Source organism: Clostridium coskatii (genome assembly GCF_001675205.1).
GTDB classification, from domain to species: domain Bacteria; phylum Bacillota; class Clostridia; order Clostridiales; family Clostridiaceae; genus Clostridium_B; species Clostridium_B ljungdahlii.
Genome location: NZ_LROR01000035.1, coordinates 1 through 18619, shown reverse-complemented (window position 1 = coordinate 18619; position 18619 = coordinate 1). Strand labels below are relative to the sequence as shown.

At 29.9% G+C, this 18619-nt stretch carries 16 protein-coding genes and 1 rRNA gene; 14 read left to right on the top strand and 3 right to left on the bottom strand.

Going from position 1 to position 18619, the window contains the following annotated elements; genetic code table 11:
• Positions 1-29: 29 nt before the first annotated feature.
• The 5 genes from CLCOS_RS05350 to CLCOS_RS05330 all read left to right on the top strand — a co-directional run bounded on the left by CLCOS_RS05350 (position 30) and on the right by CLCOS_RS05330 (position 7036).
• Positions 30-1214, top strand: coding sequence for an SAM-dependent methyltransferase (locus CLCOS_RS05350; RefSeq protein ID WP_063600645.1), 1185 nt, complete (start codon positions 30-32; stop codon positions 1212-1214).
• 88 nt (positions 1215-1302) lie between these two features.
• Positions 1303-3312 (top strand): UvrD-helicase domain-containing protein, encoded by a 2010-nt coding sequence (locus CLCOS_RS05345; RefSeq protein ID WP_063600644.1) that lies wholly within the window; start codon positions 1303-1305, stop codon positions 3310-3312.
• Entirely contained in the window at positions 3309-5504 is a 2196-nt protein-coding gene (locus CLCOS_RS05340; RefSeq protein ID WP_063600643.1) for an ATP-dependent helicase, read from the top strand. Before CLCOS_RS05345 ends, CLCOS_RS05340 begins: the two co-directional genes overlap by 4 nt.
• Positions 5505-5516: 12 nt before the next feature.
• Positions 5517-6254 carry a PD-(D/E)XK nuclease family protein gene (locus CLCOS_RS05335; protein WP_242866895.1) on the top strand — a complete coding sequence of 246 codons (738 nt, stop codon included), beginning with the start codon at positions 5517-5519 and terminating at the stop codon, positions 6252-6254.
• A gap of 161 nt (positions 6255-6415) precedes the next feature.
• Positions 6416-7036, top strand: coding sequence for an IDEAL domain-containing protein (locus tag CLCOS_RS05330; protein ID WP_063600641.1), 621 nt, complete (start codon positions 6416-6418; stop codon positions 7034-7036).
• Between the two features lie 39 nt (positions 7037-7075).
• On the opposite strand, the gene CLCOS_RS05325 is transcribed toward CLCOS_RS05330, so the two are convergent.
• Entirely contained in the window at positions 7076-7795 is a 720-nt protein-coding gene (locus CLCOS_RS05325) for a polysaccharide deacetylase family protein (protein ID WP_063600640.1), read from the bottom strand.
• Between the two features lie 329 nt (positions 7796-8124).
• Here CLCOS_RS05325 and CLCOS_RS05320 point away from each other — a divergent pair, with 329 nt between their 5' ends.
• Positions 8125-9261 carry a cysteine desulfurase family protein gene (locus tag CLCOS_RS05320; RefSeq protein WP_063600639.1) on the top strand — a complete coding sequence of 379 codons (1137 nt, stop codon included), beginning with the start codon at positions 8125-8127 and terminating at the stop codon, positions 9259-9261.
• The gene (thiI, locus tag CLCOS_RS05315) at positions 9258-10400 is read left to right on the top strand and encodes a tRNA uracil 4-sulfurtransferase ThiI (RefSeq protein WP_063600638.1); all 1143 of its coding nucleotides are present in this window, start codon (positions 9258-9260) and stop codon (positions 10398-10400) included. Before CLCOS_RS05320 ends, thiI begins: the two co-directional genes overlap by 4 nt.
• Before the next feature lie 50 nt (positions 10401-10450).
• Here the strand turns inward: thiI and CLCOS_RS05310 are convergent, their stop codons facing one another.
• Positions 10451-10792 (bottom strand): HesB-like protein, encoded by a 342-nt coding sequence (locus tag CLCOS_RS05310; RefSeq protein ID WP_013239475.1) that lies wholly within the window; start codon positions 10790-10792, stop codon positions 10451-10453.
• A 135-nt stretch (positions 10793-10927) separates the two neighbouring features.
• Between CLCOS_RS05310 and CLCOS_RS05305 the strand changes: the two genes are divergently transcribed.
• The 5 genes from CLCOS_RS05305 to CLCOS_RS05285 all read left to right on the top strand — a co-directional run bounded on the left by CLCOS_RS05305 (position 10928) and on the right by CLCOS_RS05285 (position 15871).
• Positions 10928-12097: a DUF4317 domain-containing protein gene (locus CLCOS_RS05305; RefSeq protein WP_063600637.1), complete on the top strand. Its 1170-nt coding sequence runs from the start codon at positions 10928-10930 to the stop codon at positions 12095-12097.
• A 222-nt stretch (positions 12098-12319) separates the two neighbouring features.
• Positions 12320-12865, top strand: coding sequence for a SiaB family protein kinase (locus CLCOS_RS05300; RefSeq protein ID WP_013239473.1), 546 nt, complete (start codon positions 12320-12322; stop codon positions 12863-12865).
• An 8-nt stretch (positions 12866-12873) separates the two neighbouring features.
• The gene (locus CLCOS_RS05295) at positions 12874-13257 is read left to right on the top strand and encodes a DUF1987 domain-containing protein (RefSeq protein ID WP_013239472.1); all 384 of its coding nucleotides are present in this window, start codon (positions 12874-12876) and stop codon (positions 13255-13257) included.
• A 3-nt stretch (positions 13258-13260) separates the two neighbouring features.
• Complete coding sequence (locus CLCOS_RS05290; RefSeq protein ID WP_063600636.1) at positions 13261-15105, top strand: SpoIIE family protein phosphatase; 1845 nt, start codon at positions 13261-13263, stop codon at positions 15103-15105.
• A 22-nt stretch (positions 15106-15127) separates the two neighbouring features.
• Positions 15128-15871 carry a GGDEF domain-containing protein gene (locus tag CLCOS_RS05285; RefSeq protein ID WP_063600635.1) on the top strand — a complete coding sequence of 248 codons (744 nt, stop codon included), beginning with the start codon at positions 15128-15130 and terminating at the stop codon, positions 15869-15871.
• Positions 15872-16285: 414 nt separating this feature from the next.
• On the opposite strand, the gene add is transcribed toward CLCOS_RS05285, so the two are convergent.
• Complete coding sequence (gene add / locus CLCOS_RS05280; protein WP_063600634.1) at positions 16286-17335, bottom strand: adenosine deaminase; 1050 nt, start codon at positions 17333-17335, stop codon at positions 16286-16288.
• A 202-nt stretch (positions 17336-17537) separates the two neighbouring features.
• Between add and CLCOS_RS05275 the strand changes: the two genes are divergently transcribed.
• Both CLCOS_RS05275 and CLCOS_RS05270 read left to right on the top strand, forming a co-directional pair.
• Positions 17538-17711, top strand: a complete 174-nt coding sequence (locus tag CLCOS_RS05275; RefSeq protein WP_013239468.1) for an aspartyl-phosphate phosphatase Spo0E family protein — start codon at positions 17538-17540, stop codon at positions 17709-17711.
• 581 nt (positions 17712-18292) lie between these two features.
• A 16S ribosomal RNA gene (locus tag CLCOS_RS05270) occupies positions 18293-18619 on the top strand; the annotation flags it as partial.

The window sequence follows — 18619 nt, the reverse complement described above, 5'->3', positions numbered from 1 at the left end:
TATTTTTCAAGAAAGGAAGATATAAAGATATGGGATTAGATAAAATATTTTTTAGAAAATTTTTACAAAGTGCCTTTTCGGACACTGTAGCAGTTAAGTATTGGGATGGTTCTGAAGAAAAGTATGGAGAGGGAGACATAAAATTTAAAGTATGTATGAATAAGCCCATTTCTGAAAAAGACATATTGCGAGATCCTTTTCTTACTCTAGGAGAGGCATATATGGACGGGATTCTTGATTTTGAAGGAAATATTAGAGAAATATTAGAATCAGTATATAAGAATAGAGAAAGCTTTTTAAATAAAGCGGATATATTTTCTAAAGTGTACAAAATACTTCCAAATACTTTAAAGAGAAGCAAAACTGATGTACAGTATCACTATGACCAGGGAAATGATTTCTACAGTTTATGGCTTGATAAAACAATGAGTTATTCTTGTGCATATTTTAAGCATGAAAATGATTCCCTTTATCAGGCACAATTGAATAAGGTAGATCATATATTGAAAAAGCTTAATTTAAAAGAGGGACAAACACTTTTAGATATAGGATGTGGATGGGGAGAACTCATTCTCATGGCTGCAAAAAAATATGGAATAAAGGCTGTAGGCATAACTTTAAGTAAGGAACAGTTAAAAAAGGCAAATGAAAGAATAGAGGAAAATAATTTACAGGGAAAAGTTGAAGTTAAACTTGCAGATTATAGAGAACTTGCAGATAAAAAACAAAAATTTGATAGAATAGTAAGTGTAGGAATGATTGAACATGTGGGAAGAAAAAATCTGTCCACTTATATGGAAGATGTAAGAGATATGCTAAATCCAGGAGGAGTATCACTTCTTCATTGTATTACTGCACAAACAGAAGGAGAAGTGAATGAATGGATAAAGAGATACATATTCCCAGGAGGATATATACCATCTATAAGAGAGTTAGTCAGTTTAATGGCAGATAATGATCTTCACCTTGTGGATGCAGAAAGTTTGAGACTTCATTATTTTAAAACATTAAAATGTTGGGCTGAAAATTTTGAAGGTGCTATAGATGAAGTTAAAAAAATGAAGGATACTAGATTTATAAGAATGTGGAGACTTTACTTAAATGCTTGTGCTGCTTCATTTCATTATGGGGTAGTAGATATACATCAGTTTGTATTTACAAAAGGACTTAATAATGAACTGCCAATGACAAGAAAATATTTGTATGAAGATTAAAATTATTGTAAAATCAGGGTTATAGACCCTGGTTTTTTTAAAAGTGGTATAATTACTCATTAAAAAAATTAATTTAAAAAAGTGGGTGATGAAAATAAAGTATGAAGAAATAAGAGAAATGCTTTTTAAAGATGATTTCCAAGGAAATAGTCTTGTTATAGATGGAATAAGCGGCAGTGGTAAAACTACTTTAGCACAAGAAAAATATAGACATATGATTGAATCTCAAAAAATTAAAAGTGAAGAGATTTTAGTATTTGTTATGAATTTAAATCAGATAATGGCATGGAGGAGGAATCTTTCTTTTAATTTTTGTGGTCAGTGTAAAATAAAAACTTATGCTAATTTTGTAAAAGAAGAAATTATAAAATATTGGCCAATTATTGAAAAAAGCTGTAAACTGATAGGAAAAAGCGAAATAAGACCTGAATTTGTAAATTATGATACTGCAAGGTACATGATGGAAATGCTAATTGATTATTATAGAAAAAGAAAAGGATACTTCTTAGATATAACAGTGGAATCTAAAAAAATGGCTGGCATTTTCGTTTCAAACATGAGTCAAGCTGCATGTTCATTAATTGATATGGATAAAATAGGGCACAGGTTATATAATTCTTTAAAATTGAAGGAAAATGTAAATGCCCAGAATTTTGATAAGATGGATGAAGTAATAATGCATTACGTAAAAAGTTTTTTAAATTCAGGAACTATTGACATAGCTGTGGCAATACAGCTCTATAACAAATATTTACTTCAAGATGAAGGTTATTTAAAAAAGCTTGGGAATATAAAATATGTACTGGTAGATGATATGGATGAAATATGTGCTGCTGGACTTAATTTAGTAGAAATAATTTCTCAAAATGCACATAGGTGTTACTTTTTTTCTAACATGGAGGCAGGGTTTTGCAATTCTTATGGTTCAGATATAGATTTTATAAAGAAAAGTAAATTTTTTAGCGGTGAACTTATAAATTTAGAGGAACATTTTTTATGTAGTTCTGAGTTTTGTCACATTTTAGAAAGTCCCAATAAATTCAAATGCTCAGATAATATTTATGAGGATACAGGGTCCTCCTTAAGAAGTGAAATGATTGAAAAAATCGGAGATAAATTAAAGGAACTTATAGATGCTGGGACATCTCCGGAAGATATAGCTATTATATGCCCTATAAATGATTTTGTATTGAGTTATGAATTACAAAGTAGGTTTAAAGACGCACCTTTTGAAATCAACAATTTAGGAAAGAAAAGCAAACTGATGGATAATACGTATGTTCACTGCATTATGATGATTATATGCATGTGCATTGAAGATATAGAATATGACTTTACAATGGATGATTATAGAAAACTTTTTTCAACGCTTTTGATCACAGATGCAAAAACTTCATGGATTTTATCTAAGGAAGTTGTAAATTTTCGAAAACTAGGGGATTTAACGGATACCCAAAACCATATTATGGGAGATGAAAGAGCCTCTAAATATAACTATATTGTAAATTGGATAAGAAACTGCAGCAAAAATATTAGAAGTGACATTATAGATATGCCAGAGCTTATAAGACTAATATTTTTAAATATTATGATAGAACTTCCAGGTTCAAGAGAAAACATAGGTATATGTGAAAATTTAAGTGAATTGGCAGATAGGTTTATAAATACTCTTGATAAATTTAAAACTATAGATAATCCATCACAAAAATTTGTAGATTTTATAATAAACGAAGCTGAAAATTTTTGTTCCTTTAGAGACATAGAAAATATGTATTTTGAAAAAAAGAATATAATTTTAAGCAGTGCCTTTAATTTTCTAACCAGTAATATAAAAAGTTCTGTACAAATTTGGACTGATGTGACGAGTAATTTGTGGAGTCCTAGAAATATAAAAAAATTTTCAAATGACTGTGTGTTAAAGAAGAGTTGGAATGAAAATGTTGTGTATACAGAGGAAATAGAAACAAGAAATAGAAAGAAAAATTTGTATAGTGTAGCCAAAGCACTTTTAAGGAAGTGCAGTGGTAGTATATATTTATACGGAAGTGAATATTCTGAAATGGGATATGAGCAAAATGGAGGATATATGGATATATGAAATTTAGAGATGATCAGTTGCCTATAATGAAATATAAAGGTGGTACTATGGCAGTTTCTGCAGTGCCTGGGGCAGGGAAAACCTTTATTACAGCGGAGCTTGTTTCCAAAATAATAGAAGAAAAATTAAACAAGCCTGGAAAAGTACTTGTAGTTACATACATGAATAGTGCTGTAAATAACTTTAAAAATAGAATTTCTCACATACTTGAGGAGAGAGGAATAGATTCAAATAACGACTATGAAGTTATGACAATACATGGCCTTGCAATGAAAGTATTACAGGAGAGGCCGGATGCAGCAGGGTTAGATGAAAATTTTAAGGTCATAGATGATTTACAAAAGATCTTCTATTTAGATAATGCTGTAAAGATGTGGAGAAAGCTTGGAGGAGAAAAGATATACAGAAGTCTTTTAAGCGAGTATGGCACTAAAAAATATGATGAAAAAAGTGAGAGATGGTGGAAAGATTTTTTACAAATATTAGACGTGCTTATAAGTGAATTAAAATTAAACGGAATAACTCCTGAAAAAGTAGAAGAAAACAGAGAGCTTTTAGGAAACAATAGCATAATTTATATTTTAAATTATATTTATTCCAGGTATGAGAAAATGTTGAATCTAAATGGATATGTGGACTATAATGACATACTTGTACTTGCTTATAAGGCACTTATTTCAGATGAGGATTTGAGAAAAAAGTTTCAACAAAAATATAGTTTTGTATTTGAAGATGAATGTCAGGATTCAAATTTAGTGCAGTGCGATATACTGTCCATTATTTCTGAAAGGGTAGATGCAGATAATAAGAAGAGAGAATGTAATTTGGTTCGGGTAGGAGATTTAAATCAAAGTATAATGGGAAGTTTTACATCTTCAAATCCCATATATTTTAAACAATTCTTAAGAGAAGCAGATAAAAACTATGTAATGAACAGAGCAGGCAGAAGCACAAGAAATATAATGAATTTAGCTAATTCTTTAGTTGAATACACCGTAAAAAATCATCCAGAGAAAAGATGTAGAGAGGCACTTAGATATCAAAAAATACATCCTATAGAAGATGTAGAAGATTTGAAAAATCCAGAAGTTGATGAATACGGCATCTATGCATACAGCATGAGTTCTTGGGAAGATGTGAAAAAAAGGACTATAGAAGCGGTAAAAAGTTTTAAAAGAAAGCATTCAGATATGACAATTGCCATATTGATTCCCTTTAACAGCCATGTAAAAGAAATAGCAGAAGATCTTAGAAAAAATAAAATAGAATGTGATGAACTGTCAAGCACATCTTCAGAGAGGCTCAAAATCATAAATATTTTGGGGAAAATATTAGGCTTTTTAGGAGAACCGGACAGCATCGTGAAATTTAGAGATTTGATGTATGAAATTATAGAGGGGGACAATGAAAAAAAGAATGTTATAATTAATAATATTACAAGTTTTAAAATTGAGGACATACTAAAAGAAAGTGTATTTAAGACTACGTCTGTTTGTAAATTAGAGGAGATAGACAAGAATATATTTGAAGATTTTATATGTAAATTAAGAATGGTAAAAGATATATTGGGCAATTTGAATATGCCTTTGCAAGAATTGATTCTATATATAGGTTATGAACTTAAATTAAATAATGAAGATAAAGCTATTCTTCAATATATAGCATCTTATGTAAGGCATAAGAATGCTGAAAATAATTCTATGACTTTGAATGAAATTTCACAGGAGCTTTTAGATGTAAGAAGTTCTGCATTTACACATATATGCAATGTAATTTATGACATAAGAGGATATGAGCCAGTTCCAGAGAAAGTTACGGTTACAACTTATCATAAATCGAAGGGATTAGAATGGGACTGCGTATTTTTGTTGTATTTAAATAATTACATATATCCCTATAGTATTAAGGGAAAATTTAGATCAGAACACTATTACTTTAAAGATGAATTTAAAAATCCCACAGCTATAGGAAAAGCAGAAGTGCAAAAACTACTTCAAAATGATGTTTACTACAATCCTATTATAAAGGCTAGGGAAGAAGTGATATGTGAAAAAATACGACTTTTGTATGTGGCTATAACCAGGGCAAAGAAGTACTTAATACTTATGGCCCACTATGATGAAAACAAAAAAGATTGCCCATCTAAGTATTTTGAAATCATAAAAAAGTTCATTTGTGAGAATAAAATTTAGAATGTATAAGTGGTGAAAGTTTTGGATATAAGGAAATTGGAATATTTTTATTACAGTCAAAATTCTATAAATGCATTTATAAAATGTCCTCTTAAGTTTAGACTAAAGTATTTGGAAAACTTGTCTTGGAAGAGGGAAGATTCCATAGAAGAAAATTATTATGAGAATATAAAGCAGGGTCTGGATTTTCATTTAATATGTGAAAGGTATTTTGCAGGGATTCCTTTAGGAAAACTAAATAATGATGATTTAATAAAAAAAGTAAATTCTTTAAAGGACACATTTAAAATAGACAGAAAAAATGATTATTTAGTAGAGTATGAAGTGAAGATGACAAAAGATGTCATGAGACTTCAGGCAAAGTATGATTTGATACTAGTAACACCAGATAAAAAAATTCAAATATGGGATTGGAAGACGGAAAATAGAAAATTATCTATAGAGGAGATGAAAAAAAGAGTTCAAACTTTAGTATATATGTATGTATTAGCTGAAAATGTTGAAAATATGTTTGGCTTTGAATGTAAACTGGAAGATATAACAATGAACTTTTGGCAGCCTCAATATGAAAATAATATTATAACTATAGGGTATAGCAAAAAGGCTCATATTGAAAATGAAAGGTACTTGAGTAAAATAATAAAAAATATAAACTCCTATGATTTTTATAGTGTTAATACCAAACTTTACTCATCTCATTGTAAGTTTTGTGAGTTTAATTATCTTTGCAATAATCAAAAAATTTATTAATGGTAATATATAGAAATAAATATATTTATTATGGATAATGGGCTTATAAGTAGGGTTTTTAGTACTATATTGTGAAATTTCACAATATTGCGTATAAACATAAAAAATCACCTTTTTCATGTATAATAAATCAGGTATATTACGAAAAAGGGGATAAAATTATGGATATAAGTAACTTTGTTGTTTTGAAGGAGCATAAAAACGGGGACTTTGAATATGGAATAAAGCTAATACCAAAACGTGCAATGGACAAATTTGTAGATAGCATTTTTATTTCTAATGTGAGCAATGCAGGAGGATGTAGCAATTATAAAATTTCTTTCCAAAAAAGGTGTGGCTTTAATACTGTACTAAATGATTTTAAACTTGGAGAAAAAGATTTTTTAAGGTATATAGAATTTTTAAGTGAATTTAAAAGTTCTAGTTTTAAAAGCAGTAAGTTTAAAGTACGCAATTTTGGAGAAATGGAATTGACTTACTTGCAGAGTGATATGATAAAGATATCTTCAACAAATAACTGTAATAGATTGTTTTTTACCATATCAAAAGAAGAACTAGCATATTATATATGGATTTTAAAGAAAGTCCACAGGGAAAATTTGGACAACTCTTTTGATCTTCATAAAAATCCTACTATGAACCCTATAACTAGTCTGGATAAAAGAAAATTGTATACTGAAATTTTGTATATTTTGATAGATGGAGCTTTGGACAGCAATAATAAAAAATTATTTTACTCGCTGTGTAACAAGTTGAAAAAAAGCTGCTGGAAAGTTAACTAATAGTTGACTTCCTGGCAGCTTATTTTAATGTATAATTCACTATCTCTTCACTCTAAAGTGATATTCAGGGGTGTTTTCTGTAATTGCTTTGAATTCATATCCCAATTCTTTGTAGTGTTTTATTATTTTAGAGAGTACCACACAGGTGTTTTTATTTTGACCGTCACAATGAGCAAGTAAAAATATTTTATTTGGATTGACACACTTTCCAGTACCTTCCCTGTATAACTTGTCAACTGATGTATTGTAGTCAATGCCATCGGACAAAGACAAATTCCAATCATATATCTTATAGCCTGAAGAATGAAGTTTTTCAAGAAGTGAATTGGTTAAGTGGCCATTACTTCCCGTGGGAAATCTTATTATTTTAGGTGCAAATCCTACTACTTTTTCAACTTCGATGCCGGTTTTATTCATTTCATCGATAAAAGAATCAGAATTTGAATATATTTTACTTGATTTATGAGTATATGTATGGAGACCTATACTGTTACCTTCATTGAATATTCTTTTTACTATATCCTCTCTTCCTTGAATTTTACAGCCTATTAGGAAAAAAGTGGCCTTTACGTTTTCTTCTTTTAAAATATCAAGTATTTTTGGTGTAACTTCTGTACTTGGCCCATCATCGAAAGTAAGATATATTGTTTTATTGCAGGAAATTTCTTTTAAGGTGTTTGGTGAAGATGCAAAAACTGTAGAATTTAAGCTTATACATAAAATATAGAATATGGTTAATAAAAAATATTTAACTTTCATTAAAATGTCCCTTCTATTCTTAGTTTTTATCTATAATAGTATGTGTTCTTATAAATTTTTTTATCCGATCGCTATCATTGCTAATACCACCATTTTTATCAAAATAGGTGATAAGCACTGCTACGCGCCTGGATAAGTTCTTCTAAGGTACAGCTGGATAAAGTTATTCTTATAAGCAAACTCCAGCTGTACCTAAGAATCACTTGATAAGTTTATAAGAGGAAAGTTGTAAAAATAGATTTTGTCTATAGCATATAAGTGTGATAATATATGTTATATTGGCTTTTTATGATATTTTAATTATTTTTATGTATACGAGGTGAAAGATAGTGGAAGTTTATTTTGACAACAGTGCAACAACTAAACCTTACGATGAAATAATAAATTTAATGGCAGAAACTATGAAAAATTATTATGGAAATCCCTCTTCTTCTTATTCTCTAGGATTGAAAGCAGAGTTAAAGATGAATGAAAGTAGAGATATAGTGGCACATACCTTAAATTGTAGTAGAGATGAAATAATATTTACTTCCGGTGGCAGTGAAAGCAATAACTTTTTAATAAGGGGTTTTATAAAACCTGGGCAGCAAATTATAACTACAAAGATAGAACACCCCAGTGTCTTAAATACCTGTAAAGCTCTTGAAAGAGAAGGAATAAAGGTTATTTATTTAGATGTAGATGATAGTGGGAAAATAGATCTTGAAGAACTTAAAAGAAGCATTAATAAAGAAACTAGAATAGTAAGTATAATGCACACTAATAATGAAATTGGAACGGTACAGGACATAGAAACTATAGGAAAGATTATAAAAGAAAAAAATAGTGGAGTAAAGTTCCATGTAGATGCAGTTCAAGCCTATGGAAAGTATGATATTGATGTTAAAAAATGCAATATAGATTTGTTATCTGCAAGTGGACACAAAATACATGGACCAAGAGGAATAGGTATTGCCTATGTAAAAAAAGGTCTTAGACCTGAACCACTTATATATGGAGGGGGACAGGAAAAAGGGTTTAGATCGGGCACTGAAAATTTAGCAGCTGTTGTTGGATTTGCAGAAGCGGCGGAGAAAGTGTACAAAAATAGAAAAGAAAGTTTTAGTAAAGTAACATGTGTAAAAAATTATTTTATAGAAAAACTTAAAGTTATATCCAATATTAAAATAAATAGTGATGGAAATGACTATTCACCTTATGTATTAAGTGTATCTTTTATAGGTGTAAGAGGAGAAGTATTACTACACTTGTTGGAGGAAAAAGGTATATATGTATCTACAGGGTCTGCATGTTCTGCTAAAAATAATGAAGATAGTCATGTGCTTAAAGCTCTGGGATTGAAGAAGGAAGAAACCAAAGGAACTATAAGATTTAGTTTTGATGAAGATAATTCAAAAGATGAAGTTGATTATACCTTAAATGTATTGGACAAATCTTTAAAATTTTTAAGGAGTGTGGGTAAATGAGAAAATTGCTACTTTTAAAATATGCTTCAGAAATATTTTTAAAGGGATTAAATAAGGGCAAATTTGAGAAGAAGTTAAAGGATAATATAAAAAATGTTCTTGGAGAAACCAAATACGATTTTGTGGTAGATGAGGGAAGATGGTTTATAGGCTGTGATGATATGGATGAAGCTATTGCAAAATTAAAAAAGGTATTTGGAATAGCTGAAATTTGTATAGTAGATGAAGTAGAACCAGATATGGATAGTATAAAGGAACAATGCCTTAAAAGTATACAGCAAAATTCAGGAACTACTTTTAAAGTAGTGACTAAGAGGGCAAATAAGAAATTCCCCCTTAATTCTATGGAGGTAAGTAGGGAAATTGGAGCTCATATTTTAAAAAATTCTGAAAATTTAACAGTAGATGTAAGAAAACCAGATTTTTTTGTAAATATAGAGATAAGAGATAGTGCTTATGTATATTCGAAAAGGATAAAAGCCATAGGTGGAATGCCTTATGGAACAAATGGAAGCACAATGCTTATGCTTTCAGGAGGAATAGATTCCCCGGTAGCCGGATATATGATGGCTAGAAGGGGAGTCAGATTAAATTGTGTATACTTCCACAGCCATCCTTATACTAGTGAAAGAGCTAAGGAAAAAGTTAAGGAATTAGCTAGAATATTAAAGGGGTATACAGGAAGCATAAATCTTTATGTAGCACCTTTTACAGAAATACAAATGCAGATAATTAAAAATTGCAGGGAAGACGAACTAACTATAATAATGAGACGATTCATGATGAGAGTAGCTTGCAAGTTAGCGGAGAAATACAATGTTGATTCGGTAACTACAGGTGAAAGTGTTGGTCAGGTGGCAAGTCAAACCATGGAAGGGTTAATTGTAAGCAATGATGTAGCAGACAGACCAGTCTTCAGGCCTCTTATTGCCATGGATAAAGTAGACATAATGGATGAAGCAAGAAAAATTGGTACTTATGAAACTTCAATACTTCCTTATGAAGATTGCTGCACTATATTTGTGCCAAAGCATCCTAAAACTAAGCCTAGAGTTTCCGAAATAAGAAAGGCTGAAAGTGTTTTGGATATAGAAAGCTTGGTAGAAGAAGCAGTTAAAAATACGGAACTTTTCAACTAAAAAAAGGAGGACAGCTTTACCTATTGTAGTGGCTGTACCTCCTTTTTTAATTATTCTTCGCATCCATGACAGCTGTCACAGCTGCTGCAATTAGAAGTCTGGGGCTTGAATACAGGCTCTAAAGTAAATCCTCCAAGTCCATTTTCACTTCCACACAGCAATATAAAACCGCTAAATTGTACAAACAGATCACTATCTACGATAAAAGTTATGTCTTTTACTTTTTGAATCAAATCATGATCTTTTTTTTCATCTACAGATATGTTAAAAGATGGTCCATGGCAGGTCATGCCAGCCAAATATATTCTTATTGCACCAGAAGTTGCGTTATTCTCATCTAAAAATTTTTTGAATTCCTGGTAGGCTATATCACTTATTTTTAAAAAATCCATATAAAAAACCTCTCTTAAAATTATATTTTGTATACTCATTGTATCAAAAATCTTAAATTTATACCATTAAAAATTGTGATAAAATATAACTTGTAATAATTCAAAGTGAATTTTTAATGAATTGGAGAGATAAGTATGAATAAAAAGGATTTGGCAAGTATAAGGAAAGAGTTTAAACTAGGAAGTTATGTACTTCCTATTAAAGAGGTATACAGTGTGTATTTAAAAAAGGATAATGGAGAAATAATAACTAGGGAACTGGAACATTTTGAGATGATGGAAGTGGAAAAAAGAGAGTTGTATTTGAATAACTTTAAAAAAGTGCTTACGGGAACTCTGGATTCTAAAATATTTGAGTTGGACTTTAAAGAAAGCAGAGGCAATGAAGATGGTGAGCACACTCAAAATATATTATATCAAGCGCTAAATTCTGGACAAAGTATAGCTGAATTTGGAGATAAAATAGTAGATAAAGTTTCTAAAAATTACACTTATGATACAGATGTAGTTATAAATTTTATAAAAGCAGAATATTATAATGCAGATAAGAAAAAGGGAAACGAGGATTCTCCAGAGGAATATGTACATGCTATAGAATTTATATTGTGTAGTGTAAATAAGGTGGAGATTCCCAAAAAGGTACTAAAATTTGATTATGCTGAAATGAGATTTAAACCAAATTCTGCACTGGATATGGTTATAAATTTAAATTCACCGCTAGATGGATTTATGTTTCCAAGTTTTTCTTCCCAGTATGTAGATGTAAATAAAGTTATATATTATTCTCAAAAGGCAAAACAAATAAACAGTGCTTTTGTACAAAAAGTATTAAATTGTACTATAAAGCCTACAGCGGTAGAAGAAAAAGAAAGTTTTAATGCTATATTAGGTACGGCAGCAGGAGGCAAAATAAATTCCGATACCATGCAGGAAATATATGAAAAAATGAATGAAAAACTAAGTGAAGAAGAGGATGAGGAAGAAACTACTTTAGATATGAAACAAGTGACGGAAGTGCTTGGAGAAAGCGGTATAGAAAATCCACAAGTTGTAAAAAGCGCATTTGAGGAAGTATGTGGGGGAGACTATGAATTTAAAGTTAGAAATATAATTCCTGATTTTAAAAGTAAATCTATAAAGATAGAAAATGAAGATACAAGTATAACTATAAATCCTCACGACTTAGGAAGTGTAAAACAGGTAGTAAATAAAAGTGGTAGAAAGTGCCTACTCATAGAATTAAAAGATGATATGGTGGTAAATGGTCTTAAACTTGAAACTGAAAAAATGGAAGATTATATATAAGTTTTAGTATTTGGTCTACATTTAAGTGCTTAAAGAACCATAGTATTATGAGAAATACTTATATAGGTTTATGACAAAGTATGATATAATAAATTAAAAAATTTTTCTGATTTGATTTTCCGTAAAGAAAATATTACTTAGAAATTAAGTCATTAAAGAATAGTGTAGATTTAAGGCTATAGGGTAAACAATTTAAATTATTAATTAAGGGGAGTGGGCGTATTGGAAAATGCAATATACATGCTTCAGAAAAAGTTAAAACAATCAAATATTGAATTTATATTTTCAGGAACATTTTCTCAAGGACTAATAGAAGAACTTGGAATAGCTCTAAAACAGAGAATGCAGCTTCAGCAAGCTAAAAAGAGGAAGATTAGCTCGGCTTTTTTTACTTTTGTTGAACAAACACAAAATATTAAACAATATGAAGTATCAAAAGAAAATACAGAAGATTTTTTGGCTATAGTTGGATCTGGTGTAATAGCTATTTCAAAAACTGATTCAGGATATTGTGTAAACTCAGGTAATACTATATTAAACACAGATATTTCAAGTTTGAAAGAAAAGCTAGATAAAATAATATCTATGAATGATGAAGAGCTTACTAATTATTTTAGAGAAGTATCAAGAAGAGAAGTCGATATGAATAGGGGAAGGTGCGGGCTTGGTTTGATTCAAATTGCAAGAAAAGCCACTAAAAAAGTTGAATATAACTTTGAGAGAATAGATGACAGTTACTCTTATTACACATTAACTGTTACGGTATGAGGTGAAAAATGAATAATTTTATGGTTGAAAGTACAAAAAGTACTCCCTATGTAGAGTTTAGTCCAGAATATAATGAACTGATTTTCAAAGGAGAGTCTTATCCAGAGAATGCCTATAGCTTTTATGAACCCATTTATAAATTAATAGATGAATATTTTATTAATTTTCAAAAGTTAACTGTAAATTTTCAGCTTTCATATATCAATACTAGCAGTATAAAGTGCTTAATTATATTGTTTGATAAGCTCAATACTAATTATAAAAATGGAAAAGAAATTATTACAAACTGGTATTATGATGAAGATAATGGTTTTGATTATGACATGGGACAAGACTTTAAAATGGATATAGATATTCCTTTTAACTTTATTGCAATTAATGATGAGGAATAAGAAATGAAGAAAAAAGAGTCACCTAAAGAATTTAGCCGATCTTATATAAAAAATATTTTTAGAATAATTTTTATATCTGGTATAATTATATCTTTTGCAGTAATTGCTACAGCCTTTTTAGGATATATAAATATAAAAAATTCTCTTATAGCTAAAGCTAAGTCTCAAGATATTGTTTTTATGGTAAAATCAATGGCATCTAAGATAGATGGACGTATTAGCAGAGCTGTTGAAACTTCTTATATTTTTGCAAGAGATCCTTTAAATATAGAGTGGGTAAATGGAGAAGAAAAGGATCAAAAAGTTGGGAAATTGGTTTTAAGTAATTTAGAAAATATTGCAACTTCTTATGATTATAATTATTTTTTTATAGCAGGAGCAAAAACAAAAAATTATTATTATTTCAGCCGAAATTTAAATAAAAATAATAAAAATTTTACAGTATTGTCAGAAAATAATTCTGAAGATAGGTGGTTTTTTGAAACTCTTAAATCTAAAAAGCAAATGAGTTTTAATGTAAATTATGATCGTGTAATGGATGATACTTTTCTTTTTGTAAATACAATTATGGGAAGTGTAGAAAATCCTGTTGGTATAACAGGTGTTGCCTTAAGCCTCAACAACATAACAAAGGAATTTAAAGAATTTAAAGTAGGTAAAAAAAGCAACCTTTGGATGGTAGATGAAAAAGGTGTAATTAAACTGTCTGATAAAAGAGAAGATGTAGGGAAAAAAGTTGAAGAGTTTTTACCAAAAGATGTTGTTAAGCAGATTCAAAATCGACCTCTAAATGTTAAAGTAGCACAATATTATGATTCTAATGATGAAATTATGGACTATGCTTACTGTAAGTTAAACTCAACTGATTGGACTCTATTTTATGAAATTCCGAGAAAAGAAAGCATTTCTCTTATTAACTCGCTAAAAATTAATACTGTAATAACTGTAATCTTAGTTTTGTTATTTTTTATGCTTTTATATTACTTTATTTCTAAAAAAATCGCTAATCCATATAAACAGGCTATGATGATTAATGAGGAGCTTGAAAATAAGGTCAGTGTGAGGACCCGAGAGCTTCAGGAGTCTAACGAAAAAATAAAAGATAGCATTGAATATGCTAAAAGGCTGCAGGAGTCTATCTTGCCTTTAGATAAGGAAATGAAAAAAGTTTTTATGGATAGTTTTGTGATTTGGAAACCTAGGGATATAGTTGGAGGAGACTTTTTCTGGCTAAGAGAAGTTGAAGACATGATTATATTAGCAGTAGGGGATTGTACAGGACATGGTGTTCCAGGTGCACTTATGACTATGACTGTAAATGCAATATTACATGATATAGTAACTACTATAAATAGTGATGATCCTAGTACAATTTTAAAAGAACTTCATGTAAGGCTTAAGGAAACTTTAAATAAAAGTTCTAATCCTCAAAGTATAGATGATGGGCTGGATATAGCATTATTTTGTATAGATAAAAAATCTAATGTGACGTATTGTGGCGCTAATTTGGATTTATATATTAAGTGTGATAAAGAAATGAAAATTGTGAAACCTCAAACTAGAGGAGTTGGATATGATTATATAGAATTAAATCAATCTCTATGCAGTGAAGTTATATCAGCTGAGGAAGGAGATATACTTATTGTTAGTACAGATGGTTTTATCCACCAGAATGGAGGATCAAAAAACTATCCTTTTGGAAAGAAACGTTTGTATAATATGATACAAAAATGTGAAGCTCAAGATTTGGATTCAATGAAAATTGAATTTGAAACAGTATTGCAGAATTACATGGGAAACAAGGAACAGAGAGATGATATTACTGTTTTTGCATTTAAATTAAAATAACTATAGATGTGGGGGGAAAGTAATGCCAGGTGATTCTGATTTTTTCGAAGCTGAAAAAGCATTGATTAAAGAAGCTCGAGAATTAATTAAAGGTGAAAAGTGTGATAAAAAAACTTTATTGAAAAGTTTTACTATTCTTACTGAACAGTTTGATAAACTCATAAGAGATGTGGAAAAGATAATAAAAATTAGTGATGGTCAACAAGAATACCTTCATAGAATTCAAGGTGATTTGAAAAAGGAAATTGAAGATAGAATAAGAGCAGAAGAAAAACTAAAATATTTTGCAGCTATAGATTCACTTACAGGATGCTATAATAGAGGTATGGGATTAGCATTTTTAGATACTGAATTGAATTCTATAAAGAGAAATAAGAGTTTCTTTTCTATATGTTATATAGATGTAAATGGATTGAAATATGTAAATGATAATTTTGGACACTTCGAAGGCGATGAACTTCTGGTAATGGTTTGTAGATTTATAAAAAAAGTTATAAGAAGTAATGATATTTTATGTAGATTAGGAGGAGATGAATTTTTAATTATTTTTTCAAATAGCAAAAAGGAAAATGTAGAAAAAGCTATAGAAAGAATTAATTTTGACATAAATTCAGAAAATGAAAAGAAGCTGAAGCCTTATTCTGTTTCATTTAGTTATGGGATATTCCAAGTGGATTATGGTAATAGTTTAAGTATTGATGAAATTATACAAAGGGCAGATGCAAAAATGTATGAAAATAAGCAAAAATGTAAGAAATTAGGCTAAAATTAAAATTGAGATCCATATGGGGTTTCTAGCTTGAAAGTTAACTTATACGAATCATGTAATGACAAATTTCATCACGTTAAAAACTTTAATAAGTCTAAAGCTCGGCATTTTGAAAATCTAAGAAGCTTAGCTAAACTCATACTTCAAACATATCTAAGTTCCTAATATTTTCTAAAATACCTCGCTAAGATTTATTGAAAAGTTTTCAAATGTGCTTTCAATTTTGTCATTACATTTTATGTATAAGTTGATTTTTTTGATTAGAGACTCTATAGGTTATTTATCCGATCGCTACCATTGCTAACACCCCCATCGTACTCTGTGATAGTCGCTTTTTTTCAAAGTGGGGGATAAGCACTGCTACGCGCCTGGATAAGTTCTTCTAAGGTTCAGATGGAGAAAAGGTATTCCTTATAAGCAAACTCCACTTAAACCTAAGAATCTCTTGATAAATGAGGAATATTCAGCATGTAATTTTAATTTATCCTCTGCGCTGGCAAACGAAAAGTTTATTCCGTTTTCCGTAACTTTTTTAATATCTTCAATATCAAAATTTTGATATTTTACGAGACATTCGAGTTCCTTAGTTATAGTAGTATTTGATACAGTTGTATTATCTGTATTTACTGTTACAGCAAGTCCATAGTCCAAGTATTTTTTTATAGGATGTTCTTCGTAAGAATTTACAGCAGAAGTATTTACATTACTAGTTATACACATTTCTAATGGAATTTTATTTTCTGCCAGATATACGAGGGTATTTTTATCTTTATAAGCATAAGTTCCATGGCCTATTCTTTCAGCATGCAATAATTTTATAGATTTCATTATATTTTCTACTATACCCGTTTCACCAGCATGTACAGTACGGTGAATATTATAGTCCTTAGCTAAATCAAAAGGCTTTTTGTGTATTTCAGGTGGGAAGTCTGCTTCATTTCCTGCTAAATCCAGAGCAACTACTCCTTTACCTGCATATTTTTTGGCTGAATGGATAAGTTTTACGGCTTTTTCTACAGGTTCATGTCTTAAAGCACATATAATTAAATTTGACATGATGTTTAGGTTACTTCTTCCGTAATCCATAGCAGAAAGCACAGTTTCTATAACTTCATCTAAAGTTAATCCACCATCTAAATGGTTTAAAGGAGCAAACCTTATTTCAATATACTTTATATTTTCTTTTAACGCATCTTCTAATAATTCTAGAGTAACTCTATATATGTATTCTTTTTTCTGCATTATTTTTATAGGTAAATAGAACTTGTTCAAATATTCTTTTAAGGAATTACATTTTCCTAATACTTTAACTTCTTTCTGAAAGCTACTTAAATCATCATTTATAGTAGGAATATGTTCTTTTTTTGCAATATCCAAAATGGTTTCAGGTCGTATACTGCCATCTAAATGACAATGGAGATCTGTTTTTGGAATGAGTTTAATAAGTTTATTTAAGTTCATGAGTGTCCTCCTATTTTCCATTTTATTGGAATATTTATGGAAATTTTATATTATAATACCATTATTAATAAAATTTTTCAATATAAGTACCATATTTTATTGTAATTTATATAAAAATATATTTTTAACAAGTATTGTAATTTATTAAAGAAAGTAATACAATAAAAAATGTTGTTAAAATTTTTATGAGGATGGTAGAATTATGGAACAAATGGAAAAAATTAGAAAAGAATTAAATGAATTAGTTATTTTAAGTAATGATTTGTGTAGGGGAGAAGTATTAAGGCTAAGTCAGGAATTGGACAAGTTGATTTATTTACATTATAGAAATATGAATAATTGTAGAGAAAATATGAGATCATCTCTAATTTCTTAGGGGCTGAACAAATTTTTCATATTATGTTACTAAAAACTTATCCAGGTGTATCTGAACATGATATTTGTAGAAATGTATTAAAAACGGATGAAAAAGTTAGATAACTTATTTAAGTGAAGAGTAGATGTTCTGTATTTATTACTTTATATGATATAATAGTTTTTGTTCCGTTGGAACATGACAGCAAGGTTCAATTATTTAAAAATGAATTTATAAAAATTAATTTTTAAATAATGTTGACAAGATAAAAAAGACGTGATAAGCTATAAAAGCTGTCGAAGTAAGACGGCAAAATGATCCTTGAAAATTAAACAGAGGAAGATATAAGTACAACTTATTTAGAATAAACCAGCAATTCTTTTGAGCTGCGAGAGCAGTTTAAAAAGTAATTTCGTAAGAATAATGTATTATATTTTGCTAACAAGCTGAAATGTAATATATTAAAATCAATAATAACGAGTAGTTCAAGGAAAACCTAGAGTGAGGAGCGGAGTTTACTTAAGTAAATGAGCACCACAGCGAAAGGTTTGACGCAGAAATGCGAAGTTAGTATTGATTTTCTATAGAGCCATATAAACTTTTAAATTAAGAGTTTGATCCTGGCTCAGGACGAACGCTGGCGGCGTGCTTAACACATGCAAGTCGAGCGATGAAGCTCCTTCGGGAGTGGATTAGCGGCGGACGGGTGAGTAACACGTGGGTAACCTACCTCAAAGAGGGGGATAGCCTCCCGAAAGGGAGATTAATACCGCATAATAATCAGTTTTCACATGGAGACTGATTTAAAGGAGTAATCCGCTTTGAGATGGACCCGCGGCGCATTAGCTAGTTGGTAGGGTAACGGCCTACCAAGGCGACGATGCGTAGCCGACCTGAGAGGGTGATCGGCCACATTGGAACTGAGAGAC

What these genes read in the sequence shown, in the direction of transcription:
- CLCOS_RS05350 (WP_063600645.1), top strand. Translation starts at nt 30, where the DNA reads ATGGGATTAGATAAAATATTTTTTAGAAAATTTTTACAAAGTGCCTTT.
- CLCOS_RS05345 (WP_063600644.1), top strand. Translation starts at nt 1,303, where the DNA reads ATGAAAATAAAGTATGAAGAAATAAGAGAAATGCTTTTTAAAGATGAT.
- CLCOS_RS05340 (WP_063600643.1), top strand. Translation starts at nt 3,309, where the DNA reads ATGAAATTTAGAGATGATCAGTTGCCTATAATGAAATATAAAGGTGGT.
- CLCOS_RS05330 (WP_063600641.1), top strand. Translation starts at nt 6,416, where the DNA reads ATGGATATAAGTAACTTTGTTGTTTTGAAGGAGCATAAAAACGGGGAC.
- CLCOS_RS05325 (WP_063600640.1), bottom strand. Translation starts at nt 7,795, where the DNA reads ATGAAAGTTAAATATTTTTTATTAACCATATTCTATATTTTATGTATA.
- thiI (WP_063600638.1), top strand. Translation starts at nt 9,258, where the DNA reads ATGAGAAAATTGCTACTTTTAAAATATGCTTCAGAAATATTTTTAAAG.
- CLCOS_RS05310 (WP_013239475.1), bottom strand. Translation starts at nt 10,792, where the DNA reads ATGGATTTTTTAAAAATAAGTGATATAGCCTACCAGGAATTCAAAAAA.
- CLCOS_RS05305 (WP_063600637.1), top strand. Translation starts at nt 10,928, where the DNA reads ATGAATAAAAAGGATTTGGCAAGTATAAGGAAAGAGTTTAAACTAGGA.
- CLCOS_RS05295 (WP_013239472.1), top strand. Translation starts at nt 12,874, where the DNA reads ATGAATAATTTTATGGTTGAAAGTACAAAAAGTACTCCCTATGTAGAG.
- CLCOS_RS05290 (WP_063600636.1), top strand. Translation starts at nt 13,261, where the DNA reads ATGAAGAAAAAAGAGTCACCTAAAGAATTTAGCCGATCTTATATAAAA.
- CLCOS_RS05285 (WP_063600635.1), top strand. Translation starts at nt 15,128, where the DNA reads ATGCCAGGTGATTCTGATTTTTTCGAAGCTGAAAAAGCATTGATTAAA.
- add (WP_063600634.1), bottom strand. Translation starts at nt 17,335, where the DNA reads ATGAACTTAAATAAACTTATTAAACTCATTCCAAAAACAGATCTCCAT.
- CLCOS_RS05275 (WP_013239468.1), top strand. Translation starts at nt 17,538, where the DNA reads ATGGAACAAATGGAAAAAATTAGAAAAGAATTAAATGAATTAGTTATT.